Raw genomic sequence first — 24,501 nt, 5'->3', positions numbered from 1 at the left:
TCGCAGAATGCGCGCATGCAGCCGACGGTCGTCCGGGTGGCGCGCCTGACCGACCCGGCCGGGCCCGCCGACGGCGTCCGCGTGCTCGTGGAGCGGGTCTGGCCGCGCGGCAGCAGCCGGACGTCGGTGGTGCTCGACGGCTGGTACCGGCAGCTGGCCCCGTCCGACGCGCTCCGCACCTGGTACGGCCACGACCCGGACCGCTTCCCGGAGTTCGCCGAGCGGTACCGGGCGGAGCTGCGCGAGCCGGAGCGGATGGCGGCGCTGGAGCGGCTGCGGGAGCTGGCGAGTGGCGGTCCGGTGACGTTGCTGACGGCCAGCGGGTCGCCACCGATCAGCCAAGCGGCGGTGCTGGCGGGAGTGCTCAGCGGCGAGGGATGACCTCACGACCGCGCCACCCCGGCCGCGGTCGTCGTCACCGTCGCGGTGGCGGTGCCCAGGGTGTCGTGCCGGGCGGTCAGGGTGAGCGTCCCCGGCGATCCCGCCGAAGGCCGCAGCCACACCGCAGCCGCACCGCCGGTCGCGCCGAAGTCCAGCATCGAGTCGCCGACCAGCTCGCCCGGCCCGGTCAGGCTCAGCGTCACCGGCCCGGTCGTCCCCGCCCGCAGGGTGCCGAAGCGATCCATCGCCGCGACGACCACTCGCGTCCCGTCGGAGCCGTCGGCGCGTAGTTCGGTGTCGTCCGCGACGCAGCTCAGCACGTCCCGGCTCCGGTCGCCGCTGAACCGCCGGGTGACGACCAGCCGGTCACCCACGTAACCCTCGACCCGCAGCTGGGGACGGCTGCCCCGGGGCACCGACAGATCCACGGCGAACGGCGGGTACCGCAGGTGCGGGAAGTCCGCCCGGCGGCTGCGAGCCGGGCCCGCAGGCCGGTCGTCGAGGAACAGCAGGAGCCGGTCGCAGTTCGACCAGATCGTCGCGCCCGGCCCCGGGCCGCCCGGCTGGGCCGTGAAGTCCCAGGCGAAACCCGGCTCGACCACCGCCCGCACCCGCGGGTCACCCTGCGACGCGTAGAACGCCGCCGCGGGCTTCGGAAGCCGGAAGATGTCCGACACCCCGGCGAACTTCGACCCGCCGGACGACCGCTGCCAGCCCGACGGGTAGTCGAACGCGCACCAGGCCAGCAGCCCGCAGTAGCGGTCGTCGGCGGCGGCCAGGTCGTGGGCCTTCGCGTGCAGTTCGGCCTGCAGCTGCTGGGTCGCGGCCGGATCGATCCGGCGGTAGAGGCGGGGGCCGGCGAGCGTGCCGATCGACTCCGTCACCAGGTACGGCACCCCCGGCCGCGGCGGGCGCAGCTGGAACGGCGCGCCGCGGCGGGCCGTGTAGTCGTTGTACGCCAGCACCTCGACGTCGCTACCGGCGAACCGCGCACCCGTGCTGCTGGCCAGCGCGCCGCTGGTCGGGCGGGACGGGTCGAGCTGCCGCGCGAGCCGCCCGGTCCGGCCGTACATCGCCGTGGTGCCGTTGGCCTCGTTCACCCGCGTGCCCCACACGACGATGCTCGGGTGGTTGCGGTCGCGGGTGATCATGCCCGAGACGTCCCGGAAGTTCTGCTGCTGCCAGGCGGCGTCCCCGGTCCGGCCCCAGCCGGGGATCTCCTCCCACACCAGCAGGCCCAGCTCGTCGCAGGCGTCGAGGAACGCGCTCGACTGCGGGTAGTGCGAGCAGCGGACCATGGTGCAGTTCAGCTCGCGCCGCAGGATCTCGGCGTCACGCCGCTGGACCCGGTCGGGCATCGCGCCGCCGGCGAACGGGTACCACTGGTGGCGGTTGAGCCCGAACAGCTTCAGCCGCCGGCCGTTGAGGAAGAAGCCGTCCGGGGTGAACCGCGCTTCGCGGAACCCGATCCGCACCACACGCCGGTCGAGCGACCGCGGCCCGGACCGGACGTCGACCACGACGTCGCACAGCGCGGGGTCCTCGACGTCCCACAGCCGGACCGCGCCGAGCCCGCCGACGTCGAACTCGACGGTCTGGACCCCGATCGGCATCGGCGCGACGTCGGTCCAGCCACGCGCCAGCTCCCGGCCCGCCTGCCGCACCGACGCCGTGACCCGCACGGGTTCGTCGAGCGCGACCGTCGTGTCGAGCTCACACCTCAGGTGCAGCGACCGGGTGGGGGAGAGGACGTCGGCGGGGCGCGCGAAGACGTCGGACAGCCGGGTGCGGGGCACCGTGCCGATGGTGGCCGGGCGGTAGATCCCGGCCGGCTGGTAGAAGTCGATCACCGACGGGCCCGCGGCGCTGGGCAGGTTGGGCGGGACGTCGAGCGCCCAGCGCCCGTCGACGACCACGGCGAGGACGTTGTCGCCGGCCGTCACCTGTGGCAGCTCGACCTCGAACGGGAGGTAACCGCCGTCGTGGGTGGCGACGAGGGTGCCGTTGAGGTGCACCGCCGCGTTGGTCATGACGCCGTCGAAGCGCGCCCGGACGCGTTCGGCCGTCATCACCGGGGGCACGGTGAAGTGCTTGCGGTAGATCCACCGGTCCTGCCACGACGACGGCTGCCAGCCGGTCCACGAAAGCGGCGTCACGCAGTGAGGCAGCTGGACGGGCGAGAGGTCGGTTTCGTCGAAGCCGAGGTCGGCGCAGCCGTCGGCGTACCGCCCGAACAGCCAGAAATCGCCCAGCCGCACGGCATCCGGGTCGGGTTCGCCGAGCCCGGCCGACCCGGCGGCGGTGGTGCCGACGAGGGCCGCGCCGAGCAGCGCGGCGCCGCTGGCGGCCAGGAACCCGCGCCGCGACAGGCCCGGCTGAGAGTCGGCCATCGAGTCCTCCGTGGCTCGGGGTGCCCCCACCGTGCATCGCTTCCGGAGGTTCAGACGTCACAACGGATCGAAGGGTTGCTCAGTGCAGGGTCGAGGCGCGGACGACCAGCTCCGGGGTGAAGACGACCTGCCGGTGCTCGTGGCCCGGCTCGGACTCCGCGAGCAGCAGCTCCGCGGCCGTGCGGCCGAGCCGTCGCCGGGGCTGGCGGACCGAGGTCAGCGGGACCGCGGCCGCCGCGGCGAACTCGATGTCGTCGTACCCGACGATCGCCAGGTCGTCGGGTACGCGCATGCGCAGGTTCGCGCACGTCTGGAGCAGGCCGAGGGCGACCAGGTCGTTGGCGCAGAACGCGGCGGTCGGGCGGATCGACGCGGGCAGCCCGGCGATCCGCTCGCCGGCGCCGCGGCCGTCGGCCACCGTCAGGGCGGTCGTCGTGAGGTCGACGAGGCGGTCCGCGTCGAGCCCGGCCGCGCGCAGGGCGCGCAACGCGCCGAGCCGCCGGTCGCGGACCTGGCCGACCGTCGTGTGGTTGCCGATGAAGGCGATCCGCTCGTGGCCCTGCTCGATCAGGTGCCGCACGGCGATCTCACCGCCGTAGACGTCGTCGACCGCCACCGAGCAGTGCGTCGTGCCGCCGGGGGTGCGGTCGACGACCACCACCGGCGTGCCGCGGCGGGCGATCTCGTGCAGCACGGCTGCGTCCGGATCGACCGGGGTGATGAGGATGCCCTGGACACGCTGCTGTTCGAGGCGGCCGAGGTAGGCCTCCTCCCGCGCGGGCTGGTGGGCGCTGTTGCAGAGGAACAGCGAGAGGTCGCTCGCGTCGGCGGCGTCTTCCATGCCGGCCGCGACGTCGGTGAAGAACGGGTTGCTGCCGTCGAGCATCACGTAGGCCAGTACCCGGCTGCGCCCGGCCCGCAGCTGCCGCGCGGACTCGTTGCGCACGAACCGGAGCTCGGCCATCGCGGTTTCGACCTTCGCGCGGGTGGCGGGGCTGACGCGGTCGGGCCGGTTGAGCACGTTCGACACCGTGCCGAGGGAGACCCCGGCGGCCGCGGCGACGTCCTTCATACCGGCCGCTCTCGGCTCGGCGCCGGACTCCTGGACCGTCATCGGACCCCCTCCTGGCGGACGCTGTTGAAACGTAACATCGCCACGAACTGCGCGGCCTTGAAGCCGTTTGGCCACGGTTCGGCGGATGCATTGACTTGCTCTTCAACCGCATAGTAGCGTCACCGCGCCAGGTTTGTGAAACCTTTCAATCCGGAGGTCGCGATGACGCGGCAGGACCCGGGCCGAGCCCCTCTGCTGGAGGTGCGCGGCGTGACCAAGTCTTTCGGCGCCGTCGCGGCGGTCGCCGGGGTGAGCTTCGGCCTGTACGCCGGGGAAGCCCATGCGCTCGTCGGCGAGAACGGCGCCGGCAAGTCCACGATCGTCAAGATGCTCGCCGGGGTGCACAAGCCCGACGACGGCACGCTGCTCCTCGACGGGCAGCCGGTCGAGTTCGGCTCCCCGGCCGACGCGAAGGCCGCCGGCATCGCGGTGATCTACCAGGAACCCACGCTGTTCCCGGACCTTTCGGTCGCGGAGAACATCGTGATGGGCCGCCACCCGCGCAAGAGCCTCGGCCGCATCGACCGGGCCGCGATCCGCGCCGAAGCCGACCGGCTCTTCACCCGGCTCGGCGTCCGGATCGACCCGGCCCGCCCGGCGCGCGGGCTGTCGATCGCCGACCAGCAGATCGTCGAGATCGCCAAGGCGCTCAGCGCCGACGCCCGCGTGCTGATCATGGACGAGCCGACCGCCGCGCTGAGCCGCGTCGAGGTCGAGCGGCTCTTCACGGTCGCGAGGACGCTGCGCGAAGAAGGCGCGGCGATCATGTTCATCTCGCACCGGTTCGAAGAGATCACCGAGCTCTGCCAGCGCGTGACGATCATGCGCGACGGCAAGCACGTCTCGACGGACCTGCTCGAGGACGTCACGGTCGACGAGATGGTGAAGCGCATGGTCGGCCGCGACCTGGACGCGCTGTTCCCCAAGCAGGACGTCACCCCCGGCGCGGTGGTCCTCGAAGTCGAAGGCCTGGCCCGGGAAGGCGTCTTCCGCGACATCTCCTTCTCGGTGCGGGCGGGCGAGATCGTCGCGTTCGCCGGGCTCGTCGGGTCCGGCCGCTCCGAAGTCGTCCAGGCCGTCTTCGGCGTCGACGAGCGTGACGCGGGTGTCGTGCGCGTCAGCGGGAAGAAGCTGAAGCCGCACTCGTCCCGCACGGCGATGGCCGCCGGGATGGCGCTGGTCCCCGAGGACCGGCGGCAGCAGGGGCTGATCATGGACCTGTCGATCGAGCGGAACGTGACATTGCCGCGCTCGCGCGCCCTGGCGAAGCTCGGCCTGCTGTCCGGGGCGAGCGAACGGCGGGAAGCCGAGCGCTGGACCGAGCGGCTGCGCACCAAGTACCGCCGCCTCGGCGACCCCGTCGGGACGCTGTCGGGCGGCAACCAGCAGAAGGTCGTGCTGGCCAAGTGGCTGGCGATGGCGCCGAAGGTGCTGATCGTGGACGAGCCGACCCGCGGGATCGACGTCGGCACGAAGGCGGAGGTGCACCGGCTGATGTCGTCGCTGGCCGCCGAAGGCGTCGCCATCGTCATGGTGTCGTCCGAGCTGCCGGAGGTGCTGGGCATGGCCGACCGCGTGCTGGTGATGCGGGAAGGGCGGATCGTCGCCGAGCTCCCGCGCGCCGAAGCCACCGAAGACTCGGTCATGTTCGCCGCGATGGGACAGGGGGCGGCCGCGTGAACGCGACCAAGGTGGCCGCGGCGCCCCGGGAGTCGTCGGCCGAACGGCGGTCGTGGACCACGAACGTCTTCAAGGCGCGCGAATCCGGCATCGTGCTGGCCCTCGTGGTGCTCGTCGTGTTCACCGCGACGCAGAACTCCCGGTTCCTGTCCGGGCAGAGCATCCGCGACATCCTGCTCGGCACGGCGATCCTCGCGGTGCTGGCCGTCGGGCAGGCGGTCGTGATCATCACCCGCAACATCGACCTCTCGGTCGGGTCCGTGCTCGGCCTGTCGGCGTTCGCCGTCGGCTCCCTGATGCGCGACAACCCGGGCCTGCCGGTGGTCGTCGCGCTGCTCGCCGGGCTCGTCGTCGGCGCGGTCTGCGGGCTGCTCAACGGGGTGCTCGTCCGGTACGGGCAGGTGCCCGCGCTGGTCGTCACCCTGGGCACGCTCTACGCCTTCCGCGGGGTCAGCTTCTTCTGGGCCGGTGGCCAGCAGATCAACGCCGACAAGCTGCCGCCGTCCTTCCTGGACTTCGGCACCGCGTCGATCCTCGGGATCCCGTGGCTGGTGCTGATCGCGCTGGTCGTGCTGGTGATCGCCGGGATCGTGCTGCGCAGCTACCGCGCCGGCCGCGAGCTGTACGCGATGGGCTCGAGCCCGCAGGCGGCGAAGCTCGCCGGCATCAAGGTCGGCCGCAACACCAGCGCCGCGTTCCTGGTCAGCGGCGCGCTCGCCGGGCTCGCCGGAGTCCTGTTCGCGGCTCGGTTCGGCACCGTGGACGCGGCGGCCGGCACCGGCTACGAGCTGAACGTCGTCGCCGCGGCCGTGGTCGGCGGGGTCGCGGTGTTCGGCGGCAGCGGCTCGGTCTGGGGCGCGGGCCTCGGCGCGCTGCTGCTCACGGTCATCGGCAGCGCCCTGGCCGTGCTCGACATCAACCAGTTCTGGCAGCAGGCGATCGTCGGCGCGCTGATCCTGCTGGCCATCGGCGCCGACCGGCTGGTCGCCGTCCGGGTCGCCAAGGCACTGAAGAAGAGGGATTCCCATGTCTGAAACCGGGAACCGGCTCGGCAGGCTGCTCAGCTGGGACGCCGCCGTCGTCCTGGTGACGGTGGTCGTGCTGATCATCGCCTCCGGCGCCGTGGAGAACTTCGGCACCAGCCGCAACTTCACCTTCCTGCTGCTCGACCTGCTGCCGATCGCGCTGATCGCGCTGCCGATGACGTTCATCATCGTCACCGGCGAGATCGACCTGTCGGTGGCCAGCACGCTCGGGCTGACGTCGGCGGTGATGGGCTCGCTGTGGGACGCGGGGCTGTCGATCGAGACGATCATCCCGCTCTGCATCCTGCTGGGCGCGGTGCTCGGCGCGGTCAACGGCTTCTTCATCACCGTCCTGAAACTGCCCGCCCTCGCCGTCACCATCGGCACCCTCGCCCTCTACCGGGGCCTGGCCTTCGTGGTGCTCGGCGACGGCGCCGTGGCCGACTTCCCGCGGGACTACACGAGCTGGGTCACCGGGACCATCGGTGACGGCCCGATCCCGAACGTGCTGATCCCGCTGGTCGTCGTGGCGCTGATCTTCGGTGTGGTGCTGCACGCGACCCCGGTCGGCCGCGGGGTCTTCGCGGCCGGCGCGGGGGAGCAGGCCGCGCGGTTCGCCGGGATCCGGACCGGACGGCTGAAGTTCTGGCTCTACGTCGTGAGCGGCGCGGTCGCCGGGGTCGCCGGTGTGCTGTGGACACTGCGCTACTCCAGCGCCCGCGCCGACAACGGCTTCGGCCTCGAACTGGCCGTCGTGGCCGCCGTACTGCTCGGCGGCGTGTCCATCTTCGGCGGCAAGGGCACGCTCCCGGGCGTGCTCGCCGGGGTGGTCCTGCTGGCGACCCTGCAGAACGCGTTGCGCCTGCAGGACGTCTCGAACGAAGCCCTCAACATCGTGACCGGCGTGCTCCTCATCGTGTCGGTCCTGCTGCCCAACATCGTGTCCTCGGCCCGCACGGCGCTCCGCCGGCGGAACCGGGCCACAGCTCCCAGCGCGGTATCCCCAGAAAGGTGACGAAGATGTCCCGACGGTTCATCACCGGCGCAGTGTCGGCCGGGCTGGTGCTCGTGCTGGCCGCCTGCAGCGGCACAACGAAGGACGACAGCGCCGGTTCCGGCGCCCAGCAGTCCACCGCGGCGGCGAACCCGAACGCCGCGGCCAAGGAGGGCGTCAAGATGGCGTTCCTGCCCAAGCAGCTCAACAACCCCTACAGCGACATCGAGGTCAGCGGCGGCAAGGCCGCGCTCGAGGAGCTGAAGGGTGAGTACAAGCTGGTCGGGCCGAACGACGCGAGCGCGTCGTCGCAGGTCAGCTACATCAACACGCTGATCCAGCAGCAGCAGGACGTGATCGGCATCGCCGCGAACGACCCGAACGCGGTGTGCCCGTCGCTCAACCAGGCCCGCAGCGCCGGCATCAAGGTCGTCGCGTTCGACTCCGACGCCGCCAAGGACTGCCGCGACGTCTTCATCAACCAGGCCACCACCCAGGGCATCGGCGAGGCGCTGGCCAAGCAGGCCAAGGACCTCTCCGGCGGCTCCGGCGAGATCGCGGTCCTGTCCGCGACGCCGAACGCCACCAACCAGAACGCCTGGATCGAGGTCCTCAAGAAGGAGCTCGCCAAGCCGGAGTACGCGAACATCAAGCTGGACAAGGTCGCCTACGGCAACGACGACGACCAGAAGTCCTTCCAGGAGGCCCAGGGCCTGCTGCAGTCGTTCCCGAACCTCAAGGTGATCGTCTCGCCGACCACCGTGGGCATCGCCGCCGCCGCGCGCTACGTCAGCTCGTCGAGCTACAAGGGCAAGGTCGCGGTGACCGGGCTCGGCACGCCGAACCAGATGCGCGCCTTCGTCAAGGACGGCACCGTGAAGCAGTTCGCGCTGTGGAACCCGGCCGACATCGGCTACCTCGCCGCGTACGCCGGCGTTGCGCTGTCCTCGGGCCAGATCACCGGTGCCGAAGGCCAGAAGTTCAAGGCCGGCAAGCTCGGTGACTACACGATCGGGGCGAACGGCGAGATCGTCCTCGGCCCGCCGACGACCTTCGACACGAACAACATCGACAAGTTCAACTTCTGAGTCCCCCGGCCGGGCCGCGGTTCGCGGCCCGGCCGGTCTCCACTAAGGACGGACTGTGCCCCGATACTGCTTCTGCCTCCAGGTGAAGCCCGACCGGAAGGCCGAGTACGCGCAGCGGCACCGCGCGGTGTGGCCGGAGATGCGGCAGGCCCTGACCGACACCGGCTGGCGCAACTATTCGCTGTTCCTGCGTGACGACGGCCTGCTCGTCGGGTACGTCGAGGCGGACGACCTCGACGCCGCGCAGGCCGCGATGGCGAAGACCGAGGTCAACGGCCGCTGGCAGGCGGAGATGGCGGAGTTCTTCACCGGCCTCGACGGCGGCCCGCCCGACGAAGGGTTCCAGTTGCTCGACGAAGTCTTCCACCTCGAACCCACCACCGTCGCGGAAGGACAGTGATCGCCGTGGGCGACTTGACAGCCGTGAAGCAGGCTTTGCGGGCGCAGCGCATCGAAACGCCGTCGTGGGCGTACGCCAACTCGGGCACCCGGTTCAAGGTGTTCCCGCAGCCCGGCGTCCCGCGCACCCCCGAAGAGAAGATCGCCGACGCGGCGACCGTGCACCGGTTCACCGGGGTCGCGCCGAGCGTCGCGCTGCACATCCCGTGGGACCGCGTCGACGACTACGGCGCCCTGACCGCGTTCGCGCGTGACCAGGGCGTCGAGATCGGCGCGATCAACACGAACGTGTTCCAGGACGAGGACTACAAGCTCGGCTCGGTGACGAACCCGGACGCCGGGATCCGCCGCAAGGCCACCGACCACCTCCTGGAAGCCATCTCCATCATGGACGCGACCGGCTCGCGTGACCTCAAGCTGTGGTTCTCCGACGGGATCAACTACCCGGGCCAGGACGACATCCGCGACCGCCAGGACCGCCTGGCCGCGGCGCTGAAGGAGACCTACGACCGGCTCGGCCCGGACCAGCGGATGCTGCTGGAGTACAAGCTCTTCGAGCCCGCCTTCTACGCCACCGACGTCCCCGACTGGGGCACGTCCTACGCGCACTGCATCGAGCTGGGGGAGCGGGCGACGGTGTGCATCGACACCGGCCACCACGCCCCCGGCACGAACATCGAGTTCATCGTCGCCTTCCTGCTGCGGGCGGGAAAGCTCGGCGCGTTCGACTTCAACTCGCGCTTCTACGCCGACGACGACCTCATGGTCGGTGCCGCGGACCCGTTCCAGCTGTTCCGGATCATGTATGAGATCGTCCGCGGTGAAGCGCTGGACCCGGCCTACGGGATCGCGTTCATGCTCGACCAGTGCCACAACATCGAGGCGAAGATCCCGGCGATCATCCGGTCGGTGATGAACGTGCAGGAGGCCACGGCCAAGGCGCTGCTCGTGGACCGCACCGCACTGCGCGCCGCCCAGCAGGCAGGGGACGTGCTCGCCGCGAACGCCGTGCTGATGGACGCCTACAACACCGACGTCCGGCCGCTGCTGGGCGAGCTGCGCGAGGACGCCGGGCTCGACCCGGACCCGGTTGCGGCCTACCACCGCAGCGGGTACCAGGAAAAGATCGTGGCCGAGCGCGCCGGCGGCACGCAGGCCGGATGGGGAGCATGACGATGACCGTGCCGGAGCAGCTCATCGCGCGCAGCAACGCGCTCGGGGCCGACCCGCGCAACACCAACTACGCCGGCGGCAACACCTCCGCCAAGGGCGACGTCACCGACCCGGTGACCGGCGCGCCGACGGAGGTGCTCTGGGTCAAGGGATCCGGCGGCGACCTGGGCACGCTCAAGGAGTCCGGCCTCGCCGTGCTGCGGCTGGACCGGCTGCGGTCCCTGGTGGACGTCTACCCGGGTGTCGAGCGCGAGGACGAGATGGTCGCCGCGTTCGACTACTGCCTGCACGGCCGGGGTGGTGCGGCTCCGTCGATCGACACCGCGATGCACGGCCTGGTCGAGGCCCCGCACGTCGACCACCTGCACCCCGACTCCGGCATCGCGCTGGCCACCGCGGCCGACGGCGCGGCGCTGACCAAGGAGTGCTTCGGCGACCGCGTCGCGTGGGTGGACTGGCGGCGGCCCGGGTTCCAGCTGGGCCTGGACATCGCCGCGGTCAAGGCAGCGAACCCGCAGGCCATCGGCGTGATCCTCGGCGGGCACGGCATCACGGCGTGGGGCGCGACCTCGGAAGAGTGCGAGCGCAACTCCCTCGACATCATCCGGACGGCCGAGGAGTTCCTGGCCTCGCGTGGTTCCGCGGAGCCGTTCGGGCCGCTGGTGCCCGGCTTCGAGGCGCTGCCCGATGCCGAACGCCGGGCCCGGGCCGCCGCGCTCGCCCCGGTGGTCCGCGGGCTGGCGTCGACCGACCAGCGTGTCGTCGGGCACTACACCGACAGCGACGTCGTCCTCGAATTCCTGGCCCGCGAGAAGCTCGCACCGCTGGCCGCGCTCGGGACGTCCTGCCCGGACCACTTCCTGCGCACCAAGGTCCGGCCCCTGGTCGTGGACCTGCCCGGCTCCGCGCCCCTGGAAGACGTCGTCGCGCGGCTGAAGGAACTGCACGCCGAGTACCGCGACGAATACCGCGCTTACTACGCGCGGCACGCGACCCCGGACTCGCCCGCGATGCGCGGCGCCGACCCGGCGATCGTGCTGGTGCCGGGTGTCGGGATGTTCTCCTTCGGCAAGGACAAGCAGACCGCCCGCGTGGCGGGGGAGTTCTACGTCAACGCGATCAATGTCATGCGTGGCGCCGAGTCGGTCTCGGCTTACGCGCCGATCGCCGAGAGCGAGAAGTTCCGCATCGAGTACTGGGCGCTCGAAGAGGCCAAGCTGCAGCGGATGCCGAAGCCGAAGCCCCTCGCCGGGCGGATCGCGCTGGTGACCGGGGCGGGCTCGGGCATCGGCAAGGCCATCGCGCTGCGGCTCGCCGCCGAGGGCGCGTGTGTCGCGATCGCCGACCTGAACACCGCCGCGGCCGAAGAGGTGGCGTCGGAGATCGGCGGCCTCGCGGTCACCGCGGATGTCACCGACGCGGCCGCCGTCCAAGCCGCGGTGGACGCGACCGTGCTGGCCTTCGGCGGGATCGACCTGGTCGTCAACAACGCCGGGCTGTCCATCTCGAAGCCGCTGCTCGAGACCACTGAACGCGACTGGGACCTGCAGCACGACGTGATGGCCAAGGGCTCGTTCCTGGTCGCGCGCGCCGCGGCGAAGGCCATGATCGACCAGGACAACGGCGGCGACATCGTCTACATCTCGTCGAAGAACTCCGTGTTCGCGGGCCCGAACAACGTCGCGTACGGCGCCGCCAAGGCCGACCAGGCCCACCAGGTCCGGCTGCTGGCCGCCGAACTCGGTGCGTACGGCATCCGCGTCAACGGCGTCAACCCGGACGGCGTCGTCCAGGGCTCCGGCATCTTCGCCGGCGGCTGGGGTGCCCAGCGGGCCGCAGTGTACGGCGTGGAGGAGGAGAAGCTCGGCGAGTTCTACGCCCAGCGGACCATCCTCAAGCGCGAGGTGCTGCCCGAGCACGTCGCGGCCGCGGTGTTCGCCCTCACCGGAGGCGACCTCACCCACACCACCGGCCTGCACGTGCCGGTGGACGCCGGGGTGGCCGCCGCGTTCCTGCGTTAAGGAGGACCGATGACCCTCGACCGCATCACCCCGCGCCGCACGCGGGTCGGGCTCGTTTCCGGCGGGCTCGGCGCGTACTGGCCGCAGTTCCCGAAGCTGTTGCCGCAGCTGGAGGCGTCGGCCCGGCGGGTCGCCGAACGGCTGTCCGGAATGGACTGCGAGATCGTCGACGCCGGGTTCGTCTCGGACGCTCAGGAGGGCGCGGCCGCCGCGGAGAAGCTGCGGGTCGCCGGCTGCGACCTGATCATCGGCTTCCTCACGACGTACCTGACCTCCAGCATGCTGGCCCCGGTCGCGCAGCGCTCGGGCGCGCCGGTGCTGCTGCTCAACCTGCAGCCCACCGAGGTGATGGACCACGAGTCCTTCGACACCGGCGCGTGGCTGGCCTACTGCGGTGCCTGCCCGCTGCCGGAGATGGCCAACACCTTCCGCCGGGTCGGCGTCGAGTTCCGGTCGGTGTCCGGGTACCTGGAGGACGAACGAGCCTGGGCCCGCATCGAGCGCTGGATCAAGGCCGCCGGGGTGCGGGCCGCGCTGCGGCACGGGCGCCACGGCCTGCTCGGGCACCTCTACCCGGGCATGATGGACGTCTCCACCGACCCGACGCTGGTCTCGGCGCAGCTCGGCGGGCACGTCGAGGTCCTGGAGATCGACGACCTGCGGGTGCGGGTCGAGCAGGTCTCCGAAACCGAGACCAAGGACCGGATGACACTGGCCCGCGATGTGTTCACCGTGGACGAGTCCGTTGTGGACGAAGACTTCGCCTGGGGCGCCCGGGTTTCCGTCGCGCTCGACCGGCTCGTCGAGGACTTCTCGCTCGACTCGCTGGCCTACTACCACCGCGGCCTCGACGGTGAGACGCACGAACGGGTCGGCGCCGGGTTCATCCTCGGCGCGTCCCTGCTCACCGCGCGCGGCATCCCGGCGGTCGGTGAGTACGAGCTGCGCACGTCCCTGGCGATGCTGGTGATGGACCGGCTCGGCGCGGGCGGCTCGTTCACCGAGCTGCAGGCGCTGAACTTCCGCGACGACGTGGTCGAGATGGGCCACGACGGCCCGGCGCACCTCGGCATCAGCGCCCGCAAGCCCCTGCTGCGCGGCCTCGGCGTCTACCACGGCAAGCGCGGCTGGGGCGTCTCGGTCGAGTTCGACGTCAAGCACGGGCCGGTGACGCTGTGCGGGCTCGGGCAGGAGCGGGACGGGACGTTCAAGCTCATCGCGTCGGAAGGCACGGTGGTGCCCGGGCCGCTGCTGCGGATCGGGAACACGACGTCCCGCGTCGACTTCGGGGGTGACCCGGGGGAGTGGACCGACGCGTGGTCGGCCAGCGGGATCGCGCACCACTGGGCGCTCGGCACCGGCCACCGCGTCGCCGAGCTGACGGCCGTCGCGGACCTGCTCGGTCTCGAACTGACCGTGGTACGCCCGTGACGCGAGTGGCGGCGGTCGACCTCGGCGCGTCCAGCGGCCGGGTGATGGCCGGGACCGTCGGGCCGTCCGTGCTGAGCCTCGACGAGGTGCGGCGGTTCCCGAACGGCGGCGTCCAGGCAGGACCGGTGCTGTACTGGGACGTCCTGGGGCTCTTTCGCGAAACCCTCGCCGGGATCCGCGACGCCGGCGCCCTGGACGGCATCGGCATCGACTCCTGGGCCGTCGACTACGGGCTCCTCGACGAGTCCGGCGCCTTGCTCGGCAACCCCGTGCACCACCGCGACTCCCGCACCGAAGGCGTGCCGGAGAAGGTGGCCGCGTCGGTGTCGGCCCGGGAGCTCTACGACGTCACCGGGCTGCAGCAGCTGCCGTTCAACACGCTGTACCAGCTGGTGTCCGAACCGGACCGGCTGGCCGCGGCCCGCACGATGCTGCTGATCCCGGACCTGCTCAACTACTGGCTGACCGGCGAGATCGGGGCCGAGCGCACCAACGCGTCCACCACCCAGCTCTACGACGTCCGCGCGCGGACCTGGGCCACGGACCTGGCGACGCGGGTGGGCATCCCGCCGCGATTGCTGCCGCCGCTGCGCGACCCCGGCACGGTGGTGGGCGCGGCGCGGGAGCTGTCCGGCGTGCCGGTGATCGCGGTCGGTTCGCACGACACGGCGTCCGCGGTGGTCGCGGTGCCGGCGTCACCCGGGACGAACTTCGCGTACATCTCGTGCGGCACCTGGTCGCTGGCCGGACTGGAGCTGCCGGAACCGGAGCTGGGTGACGCGGCGCTGGCCGCGAACTTCACCAACGAAGGCGGTGTTGACGGGACGATCCGGTTCCTGCGCAACGTGATGGGCCTGTGGGTGCTGTCGGAGACGCTGCGTACGTGGTCGCGTTCGGACCTGCCGCAGCTGCTGGCGGCGGCCGCCGAGGCCCCCGGGCTGGCCGCGGTGGTCGACATCGACGCGCCGGAGTTCCTGGCCCCCGGCGACATGCCCGCGCGCATCACGGCGGCCTGCCGCGCGACCGGCCAGCGCCCGCCGTCGACCCCGGCGGAGGTCGTCCGGTGCATCGTGGACAGCCTGGCGCTGGCCCACCGCCGCACCCTCCGCGAGGCCGCTGCGATCACCGGCCGCACGATCGACGTGGTCCACGTCGTCGGCGGCGGTGCGCGCAACGAACTCCTGTGCCAGCTGACGGCCGACGCGTGCGGGGTGCCGGTCCTGGCGGGCCCGGTCGAGGCGGCCGCGCTGGGGAACGTGCTGGTGCAGGCCCGGGCGCTGGGGGAGGACCTGCCGGACCTGGCGTCGATGCGGGCTTTGGTGCGGGAGACGCAGGAAGTGCGGCGGTATATCCCCGCCGGCGGCGACTGGGACGCGGCCGAGGCCCGGCTGGCTCACTGACCCGCGCTGTCCGGGTTACCGGTCACCGGACAGGATTGCGCGTTCGTCCCCTTCCGGCTGTCCTGGCCGGGCACACTCGCCGGAGCACGGTTGCGGGCCACGGCGGCTCGTGGCGAGCCTGATCACGGACCTCTTGTCGGAAAATTTCCGACCGTGACCGAGGAGCACGTTATGGCGCACCGTTCCCGCACCCTGGCCGCCGCGGCCGCCGGCGCACTGGCGCTGTCCCTCGCCTTCCCGGCGACCGCCTTCGCTGACCCGCCCAGCGCCCTGCCCGGCAACGCGCCCGACTTCGAGAAGACGTTCCAGCCCGCCTTCGACTACGACAAGGACGGCTGTTACCCGACCCCGGCGATCGGCCCGGACGGGACGATCGCGCCCGGCCTGTCCCTCGGCGGCGACACCAACGGCCACTGCCGTGACTCCTGGGACCTCGACAACACCAACTCGTACTCGCGCGAGAAGTGCAACAACGGCTGGTGCGCGATCATGTACACGCTCTACTTCGAGAAGGACCAGGCCTCCCTCGGCCCGGGCAGCGCCGGCCACCGCCACGACTGGGAGCACATCGTGGTGTGGGTCAAGGACAACCAGGTCGAGTACGTCGCGACGTCGCAGCACGGCGGCTTCGCGGTGCACGACCGCGCGAGCCTGCTCTTCGAAGGCACGCACGCGAAGGTCGTCTACCACAAGGACGGCGGCTCGACGCACTGCTTCCGCTCGGCCAACGGCAACGACGATCCGCCCGAGAACCACAAGGGTGCCTGGCAGTACCCGGCACTCGTCGGCTGGGACGGCTACCCGTCCGGGATCCGCGACAAGCTCGTCGCCGCCGACTTCGGCAGCGCGACGTTCGGGATCAAGGACGGCCAGTTCACCGGCAACCTCGGCAGGGCGAAGCCCGGCGGCATCCCGTTCGACGAGAACGCCTGACCGCCGCCTACGCGGTGACGGCCGGGGCGCCGGAGTCCGGCAGGCCGGCGTAGTCGGGCAGCTCGACGCCGTTGATCGCGCGTTCGACCAGCTCGGTGAGCGCCGCCATGTCGGGCTCCTCGGCCGGCCCGGCGTCCGGCGCCGGCGCCTCGAGGCTGCGCACGTGCAACCGGCCGATCTCCTGGTTGGCCTCGACGAACGAGCGCATCCGGGCCTCGTAGGCGGCGAACCCGGCCGCCGGGTCCCACCCGGCGGCGGCCAGCTCGCCGGCCAGCAGGTAGGCGCCGATCAGGGCCAGCCCGGTGCCCTGCCCGGACATCGGCGACGAGCTGTACGCCGCGTCCCCGATCAGCCCGACCCGGCCGGCCGACCAGCGGTCCATCACCACCTGGGCGACCTGGTCGAGGTAGAAGTCGGGGGTGTCGTCCAGGTGCGCGAGGATACGCGGGGCCAGCCAGCCCAGGCCGGCCGTCCGCTCGCGCAGCAGCCGCTTCTGGGCTTCGACGTCGCGGTAGTCGACGTCGAAGTCGGCCGAGGGGAAGGAGAACATGGCCATCGCCCGGGTGGCGTCCCGGATGGGCCGCAGGCTCGCGGAGCGCCCGGACTCCTGGTAGTCGAGCAGCCAGCGGTCCAGCCCGAACTCGTTGGGCACGCTGTAGAAGGCCAGCACGAGCCCGAGGTGGCGGACGAACCGCTCGCGCGGCCCGAAGACCATCGCCCGCAGCGCGGAGTGCAGCCCGTCCGCCCCGATCACCAGGTCGAAGCGCCGCCGGTCGCCCCCGGCGAAGACCACGTCGACCCCGTCGGCGTCCTGGGTGAGCTCGGCGATCCGGTCGCCGAAGACGTACTCGACACCGTCGCAGGTGTCGTCGTAGAGCACCTGCGACAGGTCTCCGCGCAGGATTTCGATCTCCGAGATGTACCCGTCGCCGCCGTCGTCTTCCGCGCTGAAGGTCTCCAGCACGGTCCCGTCCGCGTCCACGGTGTGCGCGCCGGCGGTCGTGGTGCGGGCCGCGCGGACCGCCGCGTCCAGCCCCATCCGCCGGATGACCTCCTTGGTCACCCCGCGCGCGTCCACCGCCTGCCCGCCGGGCCGCAGCCCGGGAGCCCGCTCCACGACGGTCACCTCGGCTCCCCGCCGGCGCAACCAGTGGGCCAGCGCGGGCCCCGCGATGCTCGCTCCCGCCACCAACACCCTGATACCGCTCACCGTGCCCCCTGCTCGCTTCTGGATCCCGGCCCGGAGTGTACGGCGTGCCTAGAGCCAGCCGCGCTCGTCCGCGACCCGCACCGCCTCGACGCGGTTGCGCGCGCCGGTCTTGGTGATCGCCGCGGAGACGTAGTTCCGCACCGTGCCTTCGGACAGGTACAACCGGGACGCGATCTCGGCGATGGTGGCGCCGGTCCGCGCGGTGATGAGGACGTCCCGTTCCCGCGCGGTCAGCGGGGATTCGCCCGCCGCCAGCGTCGCGACCGCGAGCGCCGGGTCCACCACCCGCTCGCCCTTCCGCACGCGGCGGATCGCGTCGGCGAGCACGTCCGCGGGCGCGTCCTTCACGACGAACCCGGCCGCGCCGGCCTCCATCGCGCGGCGGAGGTAACCGGCGCGGCCGAACGTCGTGAGCATGACGACGCGGCAGTCCGGCACCTGCGCGGCGAGCACCGCCGCGGCCGCGAGCCCGTCGAGGCCCGGCATCTCGATGTCCAGCAGCGCCACGTCGGGCCGGTGTTCGCGGGCCGCGCCGACCACCTCGTCACCGCGGCCGACCGAGGCGACCACCTCGAAGTCGTCCTCGAGCGCGAGCAGCGCGCACAGCGCCTGGCGGACCAGCTCCTGGTCGTCGGCGAGCAGCAGGCGGATGGTCACAGCGTCACCCGCAGCCGCCAGCCGTGCGGCTCCACCGGCCCGGCTTCGACGCTCCCACCGGCAGCCTCGACACGCTCCCGGAGGCCCGCGAGCCCGGAGCCCCCGCCGGGCGGCCCGCCGACACCGTCGTCCACAACCTCCACAGTGGACGCCGACAGCGCCACCGTGCACCTGGTTGCGCGCGCGTGCCGGGCGACGTTGGTCAAGCCTTCCCGCACCACCCAGCCGAACAGCTCCTGACGCTCCGGCCCGACAACGTCGATGGCCGTCGGCAAGTCGGCGGTGACCCCGCACGCACGCAGCAGCTCGCGGCCGCGGGCGAGCTCACCGGCGAGCGTGACCTCGCGGTAGCCGGACACCGCGGCACGGACGTCGGTCAGCGCCTGGCGGGCCAGCGTCTCGACGGCGGTCATCTCCTCGCCCGCGCGCTCGCCGTCGGCGGTGAGCAGCCTCCTCGCCAGGGTGCTCTTGACCGTGATCGCGGTGAGCGAATGGCCGAGCAGGTCGTGCAGGTCGCGCGCGATCCGGGCGCGTTCGGCCTCGGACGCCAGCCCCGCGACCTCGGCGCGGGCCTCGACGAGCGCGGCGTTGGCCCGCACCGCCTCGGCGAACACGTGCACAACGAGCACGGTGAACACGAGTGCGACCGCCTCGGTCCAGCCCGGGCCGTCCCACACGACCCACGGGACGACCACGGCGGCGAGGGCGGAGACGGCGACGAGCGCCCAGGCGTGGCGCGGAAGCCGGGGCGCCGCCAGGGAAACAACGACGATGAGGAGGAAAAACGCGGCATCGTGGGCGAAGGGGAGGGTGGCGGCGAACAGCACGGTGCACACCCCGAGCAGCGACCAGAACCGGACCGCTGCCCGCTTTGCCGCCGCCGTCGCCGCGAGGACGTAACAGCCGGAGAAGACGGCGACGAGCACACAGCCGGCGACCGCGGCGCGGCCGGCCGAGTTCTGCAGCACGCCGGGCACGGTCACCGCCGGGTAGACGAGCATGCCCGCGTCGAGCAGCATCACCCGCCAGCCGCGCACCCAGCGCTGCACGTCCGTCGTCCGGTTCACCACCGGGACGCTACCGCGCACGCAGCCGCCGGCTGTTGACGAGCACCGTGACGCCGAGCAGGAGCAGCCCGCACGCGGCTTGCTCGATCCGCAGCCACAGGGGGAACAGGCCGGGCAGGGCGACGATGACGACGATCGCCACGAGCATCACCCCGGCGACGATCCGCAGTCGCAGCAGGCCCTTCCGCGACCCGCGGGCCGCGCTGCGGGCGAAGGAGAACGTCAGCAGCGAGCTGGCGACGACGATCGTGGCGCGCACCCACACCGCGTCGGTCACCATCGTGTGGTTGTCGCGGAACAGGACGATCACGATGAGGGTGAGCACGGAGAGCGTGAGGTAGCCGCCGGTGAGCAGCAGCACGGGCCGGAAGCCCGCGACGGTGTTCGGAGTCGTGGTGGTCATGCCGGAAATGCTCGTCGCGCGGGCCCCCGCCGGGGCAGTGCCGTCCCACACCGGCCGCCCATGACATTTGTCATCGGCGCGGCGGTGGGAGAGCGCTCTCACAGCGTGCTACAAAGAACGGGTGACGACGCAGCCGCCCTCGGCGCCGCCGACCTTGGAGGACGTCGCGCGGGTTGCCGGCGTCTCGCGGGCCACGGTGTCCCGCGTGGTCAACAGCGTGCGCAACGTCGACCCGAAGCTGCGGGAGACCGTCGAACGCGCCATCGCCGACACCGGGTACGTGCCGAACCGGGCCGCGCGCTCGCTGGTCACCCGGCGCACCGGCGGAATCGCCCTGGTGGTGTCCGAGCCGGAGCGGCACGTCGAAGCGTTCACCGGGGGAGTGTTCGGCGACCCGTTCTTCGGCCGGGTGGTCGAAGGGGTGGTCTCGCACCTGCGCCCGCAGGGCCTGCACCCGCTGCTGATGCTGGTCGACAGCGACGAAGAGCGCTCGAAGCTCGTGCCGAAGCTGCGGCAGGAGCAGGTGAGCGGGGTGCTGCTGATCTCGCTGCACCCCGCGGAGGACCCGCTGCCGCGGATGCTGACGGACGCGGGTGTCCCGACGGCGCTGTTCGCGCGCCCGGCCCGCCCGGCGCCGGTCTGCTACGTCGACGTGGCGCACCAGGACGGCGCCCGGATCGCGGCCGACCGGCTCGTCGCGCGCGGCTGCCACCGGGTCGCCACGATCGCGGGCCCGCCCGGCACCCCGGCGGGGCAGGACCGGCTGGCGGGCTTCCGGGACGCGATGGCCCGCCACGGCCACGCGTACGTCGCGGTCGCCGAGGGCGACTTCACCGAGCACGGTGGTGAACGCGCGATGGAGCGGCTGCTGGCCGAGGAACCCGCGCTGGACGGGCTCTTCGTCGCCAACGACCTGATGGCGTACGGCGCGCTGACCGTCCTGCGCGACGCGGGCCGGCGCATCCCGGACGACGTGGCGGTGATCGGCTTCGACGACAGCCGGGTCGCGCTGAGCTGCCGTCCCCGGCTGACGACCGTCCGGCAGCCGGTCGAGGAAATGGGCGCGGCGATGGCCCGGATGGTGCTGGACCGCATGGCGGACCCGGAGCTGCGTGCGGAGTCGGTGATCTTCGAGCCGAAACTGGTGGTCCGGGACTCGGCCTGAGCGCTAGGTTCCCCGCATGGCCGAGACCCAGCGGCAACCGGTGCCGCGCGACGACAACGGCGAGCTCGACACCGCGACCGCGTTCCTGACCTTCGCCCGGAACTGCGTCCTCAAGAAGACCGACGGGCTCACCGAGGAGCAGCTGCGCCGGGTCCTCGTCGGCTCCGGCACCACGCTGCTCGGCCTGGTCCACCACCTGACGTTCGCCGAGCTGGTCTGGTTCCGCCACCACGTCGCCGGCGGCGCCGATCCCGGGGACGTGGACATGAACGTCCCCGAGGAGCTCACCGCCGCGGACGTCCTCGCCGGGTACCGCGCGGCGATCGAGGAAAGCGACGCGGCGATCCGGGCCGTGGGGGATCCGGGCCGGCCGATCGCGGTGGCGATCGACGGCAAGGTCCACACGCTGCGGTGGGTGCTCGCGCACATGACCAGCGAAACCGCCCGGCACGCGGGCCATGCGGACATCCTGCGGGAGCAGATCGACGGGGTGACCGGCCGCTGATCTGTCCGGACAGTTCGGCCGAGTGGTCTGGACATCCGGTCGTCCGCTGTGATCGGATCGGACCGGGTTTTTTCCAACGTTGTAAAACTGTTCGGTCCCCTTTTCCCGGAACGGAGTTCCGCCCGTGCGGACGAGACCAGCAAAGACCCTCCACCTGGTGTGCGCGCTAGCCGTCGCCGCGGGCGCCGTCGCGGCCGTGACCGTCGCGACCCCGGCCGCCGCCGGACCCGCCCGGCAGACCGTCACCGCCGGGAACGCCCGGTTCCAGGTGCTGTCCCCGACGGTGATCCGCACGGAGTACGCCGGTGACGGCCGCTTCACGGACGCCGCCACCTTCAACGCCGTCGGCCGGGGCTCCTTCACCCCCACGCCGTTCACCTCCACGACGTCCGGCGGGGTCCTGACGATCCGCACCAGCGCGACCACCCTGACCTACCGGCCGGACTCCGGGCCGTTCGACTCCGGCAACCTCAAGGTGCGCACCACGGCCGGGGCGACGCCGGTGCTCGCCGCGCCCTGGCGGCACCTGACCTGCGCGGTCGGCGCGTTGTGCGAGGGCGAGGACATGGCGGCCGACGGGCTCGGCGTCGCCACCGACCACCGCGGTTACACCGGCGAAGGCTTCCTCGCCGGGTTCGAGAGCACCGGCGCGGCGGCGACCGCCGACGTCGTCGCGGCCACCGCCGGGAGCTACACCGTGGCCGTCCGGTACGCCAACGGCACCGGCGGGGACGGCCAGCACGTCACCCGCACCCTGAGCGTCTCGGTCGACGGTGGTGCGGCGCAGAAGCTGTCCCTGCCGGCCACAGTCGACTGGGACACCTGGGCCGTCGCTTCGGTCCCGGTCACCCTCGGCGCGGGCCGGCACAGCGTGCGCCTGGCGCGGACCGCGGCCGACTCCGGCAACGTCAACGTCGACGCGCTCGCGGCGCTCACCCCCGGCGCGGCCTTCCCGCCCGCGTCGGCCCGCGCGTTCACCGGCTGCGCTCTGGAAGTGAGCTGTGAGGCGGAATCCGCGCTGCGGGCCGGCTCGGCCGTGGTCGCGACCGACCACCCCGGGTACGCCGGCCGCGGGTTCGTCGCCGAGCTCAACCGCGGCTCGTCGCTGACGCACCGGGTCGTGGACGTCGCCTCGGCCGGGACCTACCAGCTGCACGTCCGCTACGCCAACGGCACCGGCGGCGACGGGCGGCACGAAACCCGGACCGCGACGGCCGCGGCGAACGGCGTGACCCGCACGCTGACCCTGCCGATCACCGAGAACTGGGACTCGTGGGGGAGCGCGTCGGTCCCGGTCGACCTGAAGGCGGGCACGAACGACGTGGTGCTCGGCTGTCCCGACGACACCAGCTGCCACGTCAACGTCGACACGGTCGCCGTCACCCCGGCCGGCGCCGCCGCACCGCAGCCGCACCTGACGCTCGGCGGCTACCGGCGCGGCCTCGACGGCGTGAACGGCGACAACGGCTCGCCGTCACTCACCGAAGGGCTGCTGCACCAGGACGGCTGGTACCTGCTCGACGACACGACGTCCGCGCTGTACAACACCGGCACCCGCGCGGTGACCCAGCGGCCGTCGCACGGCGGGAACCCCTACCAGGACGGCTACGTCTTCGCCTTCGGGCACGACTACAAGGCCGGGCTGCGTGATCTGGCGACCCTGACCGGGCCGCCGCAGCTGCTGCCGCGCTGGGCCTACGGCGTCTGGTACTCCGAGTACATCGACCGCACCGCGGCCGACTACCGCGACACGATCCTGCCGCGCTTCCGCAGTGAAGGCGTGCCGCTGGACGTCCTGGTGACCGACACGGACTTCAAGGCGCCGGACACGTGGAACGGCTGGCAGTTCGACACCACGAAGTTCCCGGACCCGGCCGCGTTCTTCGCCTGGTCGAAGTCGCAGGGGCTGCACAACAACCTCAACACCCACCCCAGCATCATGGGTTCGGACCCGCAGTTCGCCCGCGCCCAGGCGACCGCGAAGGGCAAGCTGACCAAGTCCGGCTGCGGCACCGACTGCTACGTCTTCGACTGGGGCGACCCGGACCAGCTCAAGGCCTACCTCGACCTGCACGCCGGGATGATGCAGCAGGGCAACGACTTCTGGTGGCTCGACTGGTGCTGCGACAGCTCCCGCTCGAGCCTGCCCGGTGTCACGCCGGACGCGTGGATCAACCAGCAGTACGCCGACCTGGCCGCCCCGGCGACCGGCCGCGGGTTCGTCATCTCGCGGGCGTACGGGTCGCTGCAAGCCGGCGGCTACGGCGGTCCGGTGGGGCTCTCGACCGGGCCGTGGGCGGACAAGCGCAGCACGCTGCACTTCACCGGCGACACGTCCTCGACGTGGGGCACGCTGCGGATGGAGGTCGGCGCGACGCCGGGTGAGTCGGCCGCGACCGGCATGTCGGCGATCAGCCACGACATCGGCGGGCACAACGACACGACCGGGTTGCGCGGCAGCGAGACCTACACCTCCGGCGGACAGCAGCACCAGACGTACAAGCTGCCCGACGACCTGTACGCGCGGTGGGTGCAGCTCGGCACGTTCCAGCCGATCGACCGGCTGCACAGCAACCACAGCGACCGGCTGCCGTGGCAGTACACGGGTGCGGCGAAGGACTCGGCGACGAAGTTCCTGAACCTGCGTGAGAACCTCGTGCCCTACACCTACACCCTGGCCCAGGAAGCCGCGACGACCGGCGTCCCGGTGGTGCGGCCGACCTACCTGGAGTACCCGAACGAGCCGGGCGCGTACGCGGCGGCGCAGAGCGAGTACTTCTACGGGCCGGACATGCTGGTGGCGCCGGTGACGTCGGCCGGCACCTCGGCGACCACGTCGGTCTGGTTCCCGCCGGGGCAGTGGACGGACTACTTCTCCGGCAAGACCTACGCGGGCGGCACCACGCAACAGGTGACCTCGGACCTCGGCACGATGCCGGTGTTCCTGCGCGCGGGCGGCATCACGGCGACCCGCACGGCCGACGTGACCAACGACGTCCAGAACCCGCTGAACCGGGTGACCGTGACGGTGGCGCCGGGTGGGTCCGGATCGTTCTCGCTGTACGAGGACGACGGCACTTCGTCCGCGCGCAGCTCGACCACGCCGATCCGCTACACCGAGCGGGGCGGCGCGCACACGCTGACGGTGGGACCGGCGCAGGGCCGGTTCCGCGGCCAGGTGACCGACCGTTCGTGGACGGTGAAGTTCCTCGGCGTCTCCTCGCCCCCGGCGCGGGTCAAGGTCGGCAACGGGTGGGCGCCGTCGTCCCGGTGGAAGTGGGACGCGGCAACACACACCCTGACGGTGACGGCCCCGGCGACCCGGGGACCGGTGGTGGTGACGTACTGAGCCTCCGGCGGGCGGAGCCGGAAATGCCGTGAATGGCACATCGAGGGACTCAGCGTCCCTCGATGTGCCATTCACGGACTTGCTTGCCGGGCGAAGGTGCGGTCATCGCCCGGCGG

The 24,501-nt window shown here is 72.2% G+C and carries 20 protein-coding genes; 14 read left to right on the top strand and 6 right to left on the bottom strand.

The window, feature by feature from the left end; genetic code table 11:
* The first annotated feature begins 15 nt into the window (after positions 1–15).
* Positions 16–381: a DUF488 domain-containing protein gene (locus tag ACIA5G_RS09590; RefSeq protein WP_395922061.1), complete on the top strand. Its 366-nt coding sequence runs from the start codon at positions 16–18 to the stop codon at positions 379–381.
* A gap of 2 nt (positions 382–383) precedes the next feature.
* On the opposite strand, the gene ACIA5G_RS09585 is transcribed toward ACIA5G_RS09590, so the two are convergent.
* Entirely contained in the window at positions 384–2,771 is a 2,388-nt protein-coding gene (locus ACIA5G_RS09585) for a glycoside hydrolase family 2 protein (RefSeq protein ID WP_395922059.1), read from the bottom strand.
* A 79-nt stretch (positions 2,772–2,850) separates the two neighbouring features.
* Positions 2,851–3,885, bottom strand: a complete 1,035-nt coding sequence (locus ACIA5G_RS09580) for a LacI family DNA-binding transcriptional regulator (protein ID WP_395922057.1) — start codon at positions 3,883–3,885, stop codon at positions 2,851–2,853.
* Between the two features lie 162 nt (positions 3,886–4,047).
* Between ACIA5G_RS09580 and ACIA5G_RS09575 the strand changes: the two genes are divergently transcribed.
* The 10 genes from ACIA5G_RS09575 (at position 4,048) to ACIA5G_RS09530 (ending at position 16,029) form a co-directional block, all read left to right on the top strand.
* Positions 4,048–5,565 (top strand): sugar ABC transporter ATP-binding protein, encoded by a 1,518-nt coding sequence (locus ACIA5G_RS09575; RefSeq protein ID WP_395922055.1) that lies wholly within the window; start codon positions 4,048–4,050, stop codon positions 5,563–5,565.
* Positions 5,562–6,599 (top strand): ABC transporter permease, encoded by a 1,038-nt coding sequence (locus tag ACIA5G_RS09570; protein WP_395922054.1) that lies wholly within the window; start codon positions 5,562–5,564, stop codon positions 6,597–6,599. The genes ACIA5G_RS09575 and ACIA5G_RS09570 overlap by 4 nt, the downstream gene beginning before the upstream one ends.
* Positions 6,592–7,605, top strand: a complete 1,014-nt coding sequence (locus tag ACIA5G_RS09565; protein WP_395922053.1) for an ABC transporter permease — start codon at positions 6,592–6,594, stop codon at positions 7,603–7,605. The genes ACIA5G_RS09570 and ACIA5G_RS09565 overlap by 8 nt, the downstream gene beginning before the upstream one ends.
* Before the next feature lie 5 nt (positions 7,606–7,610).
* A complete protein-coding gene (gene rhaS / locus ACIA5G_RS09560; protein WP_395922052.1) occupies positions 7,611–8,672 on the top strand; it encodes a rhamnose ABC transporter substrate-binding protein in 1,062 nt (353 codons plus the stop codon).
* A 55-nt stretch (positions 8,673–8,727) separates the two neighbouring features.
* Positions 8,728–9,072, top strand: coding sequence for an L-rhamnose mutarotase (locus ACIA5G_RS09555; protein WP_395922051.1), 345 nt, complete (start codon positions 8,728–8,730; stop codon positions 9,070–9,072).
* A complete protein-coding gene (gene rhaI / locus ACIA5G_RS09550; RefSeq protein WP_395922049.1) occupies positions 9,069–10,244 on the top strand; it encodes an L-rhamnose isomerase in 1,176 nt (391 codons plus the stop codon). The genes ACIA5G_RS09555 and rhaI overlap by 4 nt, the downstream gene beginning before the upstream one ends.
* Positions 10,245–10,246: 2 nt before the next feature.
* A complete protein-coding gene (locus ACIA5G_RS09545) occupies positions 10,247–12,265 on the top strand; it encodes a bifunctional aldolase/short-chain dehydrogenase (RefSeq protein ID WP_395922048.1) in 2,019 nt (672 codons plus the stop codon).
* A gap of 9 nt (positions 12,266–12,274) precedes the next feature.
* A complete protein-coding gene (locus tag ACIA5G_RS09540; protein WP_395922046.1) occupies positions 12,275–13,696 on the top strand; it encodes an arabinose isomerase in 1,422 nt (473 codons plus the stop codon).
* A gap of 5 nt (positions 13,697–13,701) precedes the next feature.
* On the top strand, positions 13,702–15,096 hold the full coding sequence (locus ACIA5G_RS09535; protein WP_395923492.1) for a rhamnulokinase family protein: 1,395 nt from the start codon (positions 13,702–13,704) through the stop codon (positions 15,094–15,096).
* 171 nt (positions 15,097–15,267) lie between these two features.
* The gene (locus ACIA5G_RS09530) at positions 15,268–16,029 is read left to right on the top strand and encodes an NPP1 family protein (protein ID WP_395922045.1); all 762 of its coding nucleotides are present in this window, start codon (positions 15,268–15,270) and stop codon (positions 16,027–16,029) included.
* Positions 16,030–16,036: 7 nt separating this feature from the next.
* Here ACIA5G_RS09530 and ACIA5G_RS09525 read toward each other — a convergent pair whose 3' ends face one another.
* The 4 genes from ACIA5G_RS09525 to ACIA5G_RS09510 are packed head-to-tail and all read right to left on the bottom strand — an operon-like array spanning position 16,037 to position 19,366.
* On the bottom strand, positions 16,037–17,239 hold the full coding sequence (locus tag ACIA5G_RS09525; RefSeq protein WP_395922044.1) for an FAD-dependent monooxygenase: 1,203 nt from the start codon (positions 17,237–17,239) through the stop codon (positions 16,037–16,039).
* A gap of 48 nt (positions 17,240–17,287) precedes the next feature.
* Entirely contained in the window at positions 17,288–17,896 is a 609-nt protein-coding gene (locus ACIA5G_RS09520) for a response regulator (RefSeq protein WP_395922043.1), read from the bottom strand.
* On the bottom strand, positions 17,893–18,963 hold the full coding sequence (locus tag ACIA5G_RS09515; RefSeq protein ID WP_395922042.1) for a sensor histidine kinase: 1,071 nt from the start codon (positions 18,961–18,963) through the stop codon (positions 17,893–17,895). Before ACIA5G_RS09515 ends, ACIA5G_RS09520 begins: the two co-directional genes overlap by 4 nt.
* Positions 18,964–18,973: 10 nt before the next feature.
* Positions 18,974–19,366: a hypothetical protein gene (locus tag ACIA5G_RS09510; protein WP_395922041.1), complete on the bottom strand. Its 393-nt coding sequence runs from the start codon at positions 19,364–19,366 to the stop codon at positions 18,974–18,976.
* 121 nt (positions 19,367–19,487) lie between these two features.
* Between ACIA5G_RS09510 and ACIA5G_RS09505 the strand changes: the two genes are divergently transcribed.
* The 3 genes from ACIA5G_RS09505 to ACIA5G_RS09495 all read left to right on the top strand — a co-directional run bounded on the left by ACIA5G_RS09505 (position 19,488) and on the right by ACIA5G_RS09495 (position 24,385).
* Positions 19,488–20,531 (top strand): LacI family DNA-binding transcriptional regulator, encoded by a 1,044-nt coding sequence (locus ACIA5G_RS09505; protein ID WP_395922040.1) that lies wholly within the window; start codon positions 19,488–19,490, stop codon positions 20,529–20,531.
* A 16-nt stretch (positions 20,532–20,547) separates the two neighbouring features.
* Complete coding sequence (locus ACIA5G_RS09500; protein WP_395922039.1) at positions 20,548–21,036, top strand: DinB family protein; 489 nt, start codon at positions 20,548–20,550, stop codon at positions 21,034–21,036.
* A gap of 124 nt (positions 21,037–21,160) precedes the next feature.
* Complete coding sequence (locus tag ACIA5G_RS09495) at positions 21,161–24,385, top strand: TIM-barrel domain-containing protein (protein WP_395922038.1); 3,225 nt, start codon at positions 21,161–21,163, stop codon at positions 24,383–24,385.
* The last annotated feature ends 116 nt before the right edge of the window (positions 24,386–24,501 follow it).

The organism is Amycolatopsis sp. NPDC051758 (assembly GCF_044453095.1).
GTDB lineage: Bacteria > Actinomycetota > Actinomycetes > Mycobacteriales > Pseudonocardiaceae > Amycolatopsis.
The sequence above is the reverse complement of the archived record's forward strand: the minus strand, read 5'-3'. Positions and strand labels throughout refer to the sequence as shown.

Coding starts and splice junctions, on each gene's coding strand:
- ACIA5G_RS09590 (WP_395922061.1), top strand. CDS start 16: ATGCAGCCGACGGTCGTCCGGGTGGCGCGCCTGACCGACCCGGCCGGG.
- ACIA5G_RS09585 (WP_395922059.1), bottom strand. CDS start 2,771: ATGGCCGACTCTCAGCCGGGCCTGTCGCGGCGCGGGTTCCTGGCCGCC.
- ACIA5G_RS09580 (WP_395922057.1), bottom strand. CDS start 3,885: ATGACGGTCCAGGAGTCCGGCGCCGAGCCGAGAGCGGCCGGTATGAAG.
- ACIA5G_RS09575 (WP_395922055.1), top strand. CDS start 4,048: ATGACGCGGCAGGACCCGGGCCGAGCCCCTCTGCTGGAGGTGCGCGGC.
- ACIA5G_RS09565 (WP_395922053.1), top strand. CDS start 6,592: ATGTCTGAAACCGGGAACCGGCTCGGCAGGCTGCTCAGCTGGGACGCC.
- rhaS (WP_395922052.1), top strand. CDS start 7,611: ATGTCCCGACGGTTCATCACCGGCGCAGTGTCGGCCGGGCTGGTGCTC.
- ACIA5G_RS09545 (WP_395922048.1), top strand. CDS start 10,247: ATGACCGTGCCGGAGCAGCTCATCGCGCGCAGCAACGCGCTCGGGGCC.
- ACIA5G_RS09540 (WP_395922046.1), top strand. CDS start 12,275: ATGACCCTCGACCGCATCACCCCGCGCCGCACGCGGGTCGGGCTCGTT.
- ACIA5G_RS09530 (WP_395922045.1), top strand. CDS start 15,268: ATGGCGCACCGTTCCCGCACCCTGGCCGCCGCGGCCGCCGGCGCACTG.
- ACIA5G_RS09510 (WP_395922041.1), bottom strand. CDS start 19,366: ATGACCACCACGACTCCGAACACCGTCGCGGGCTTCCGGCCCGTGCTG.
- ACIA5G_RS09500 (WP_395922039.1), top strand. CDS start 20,548: ATGGCCGAGACCCAGCGGCAACCGGTGCCGCGCGACGACAACGGCGAG.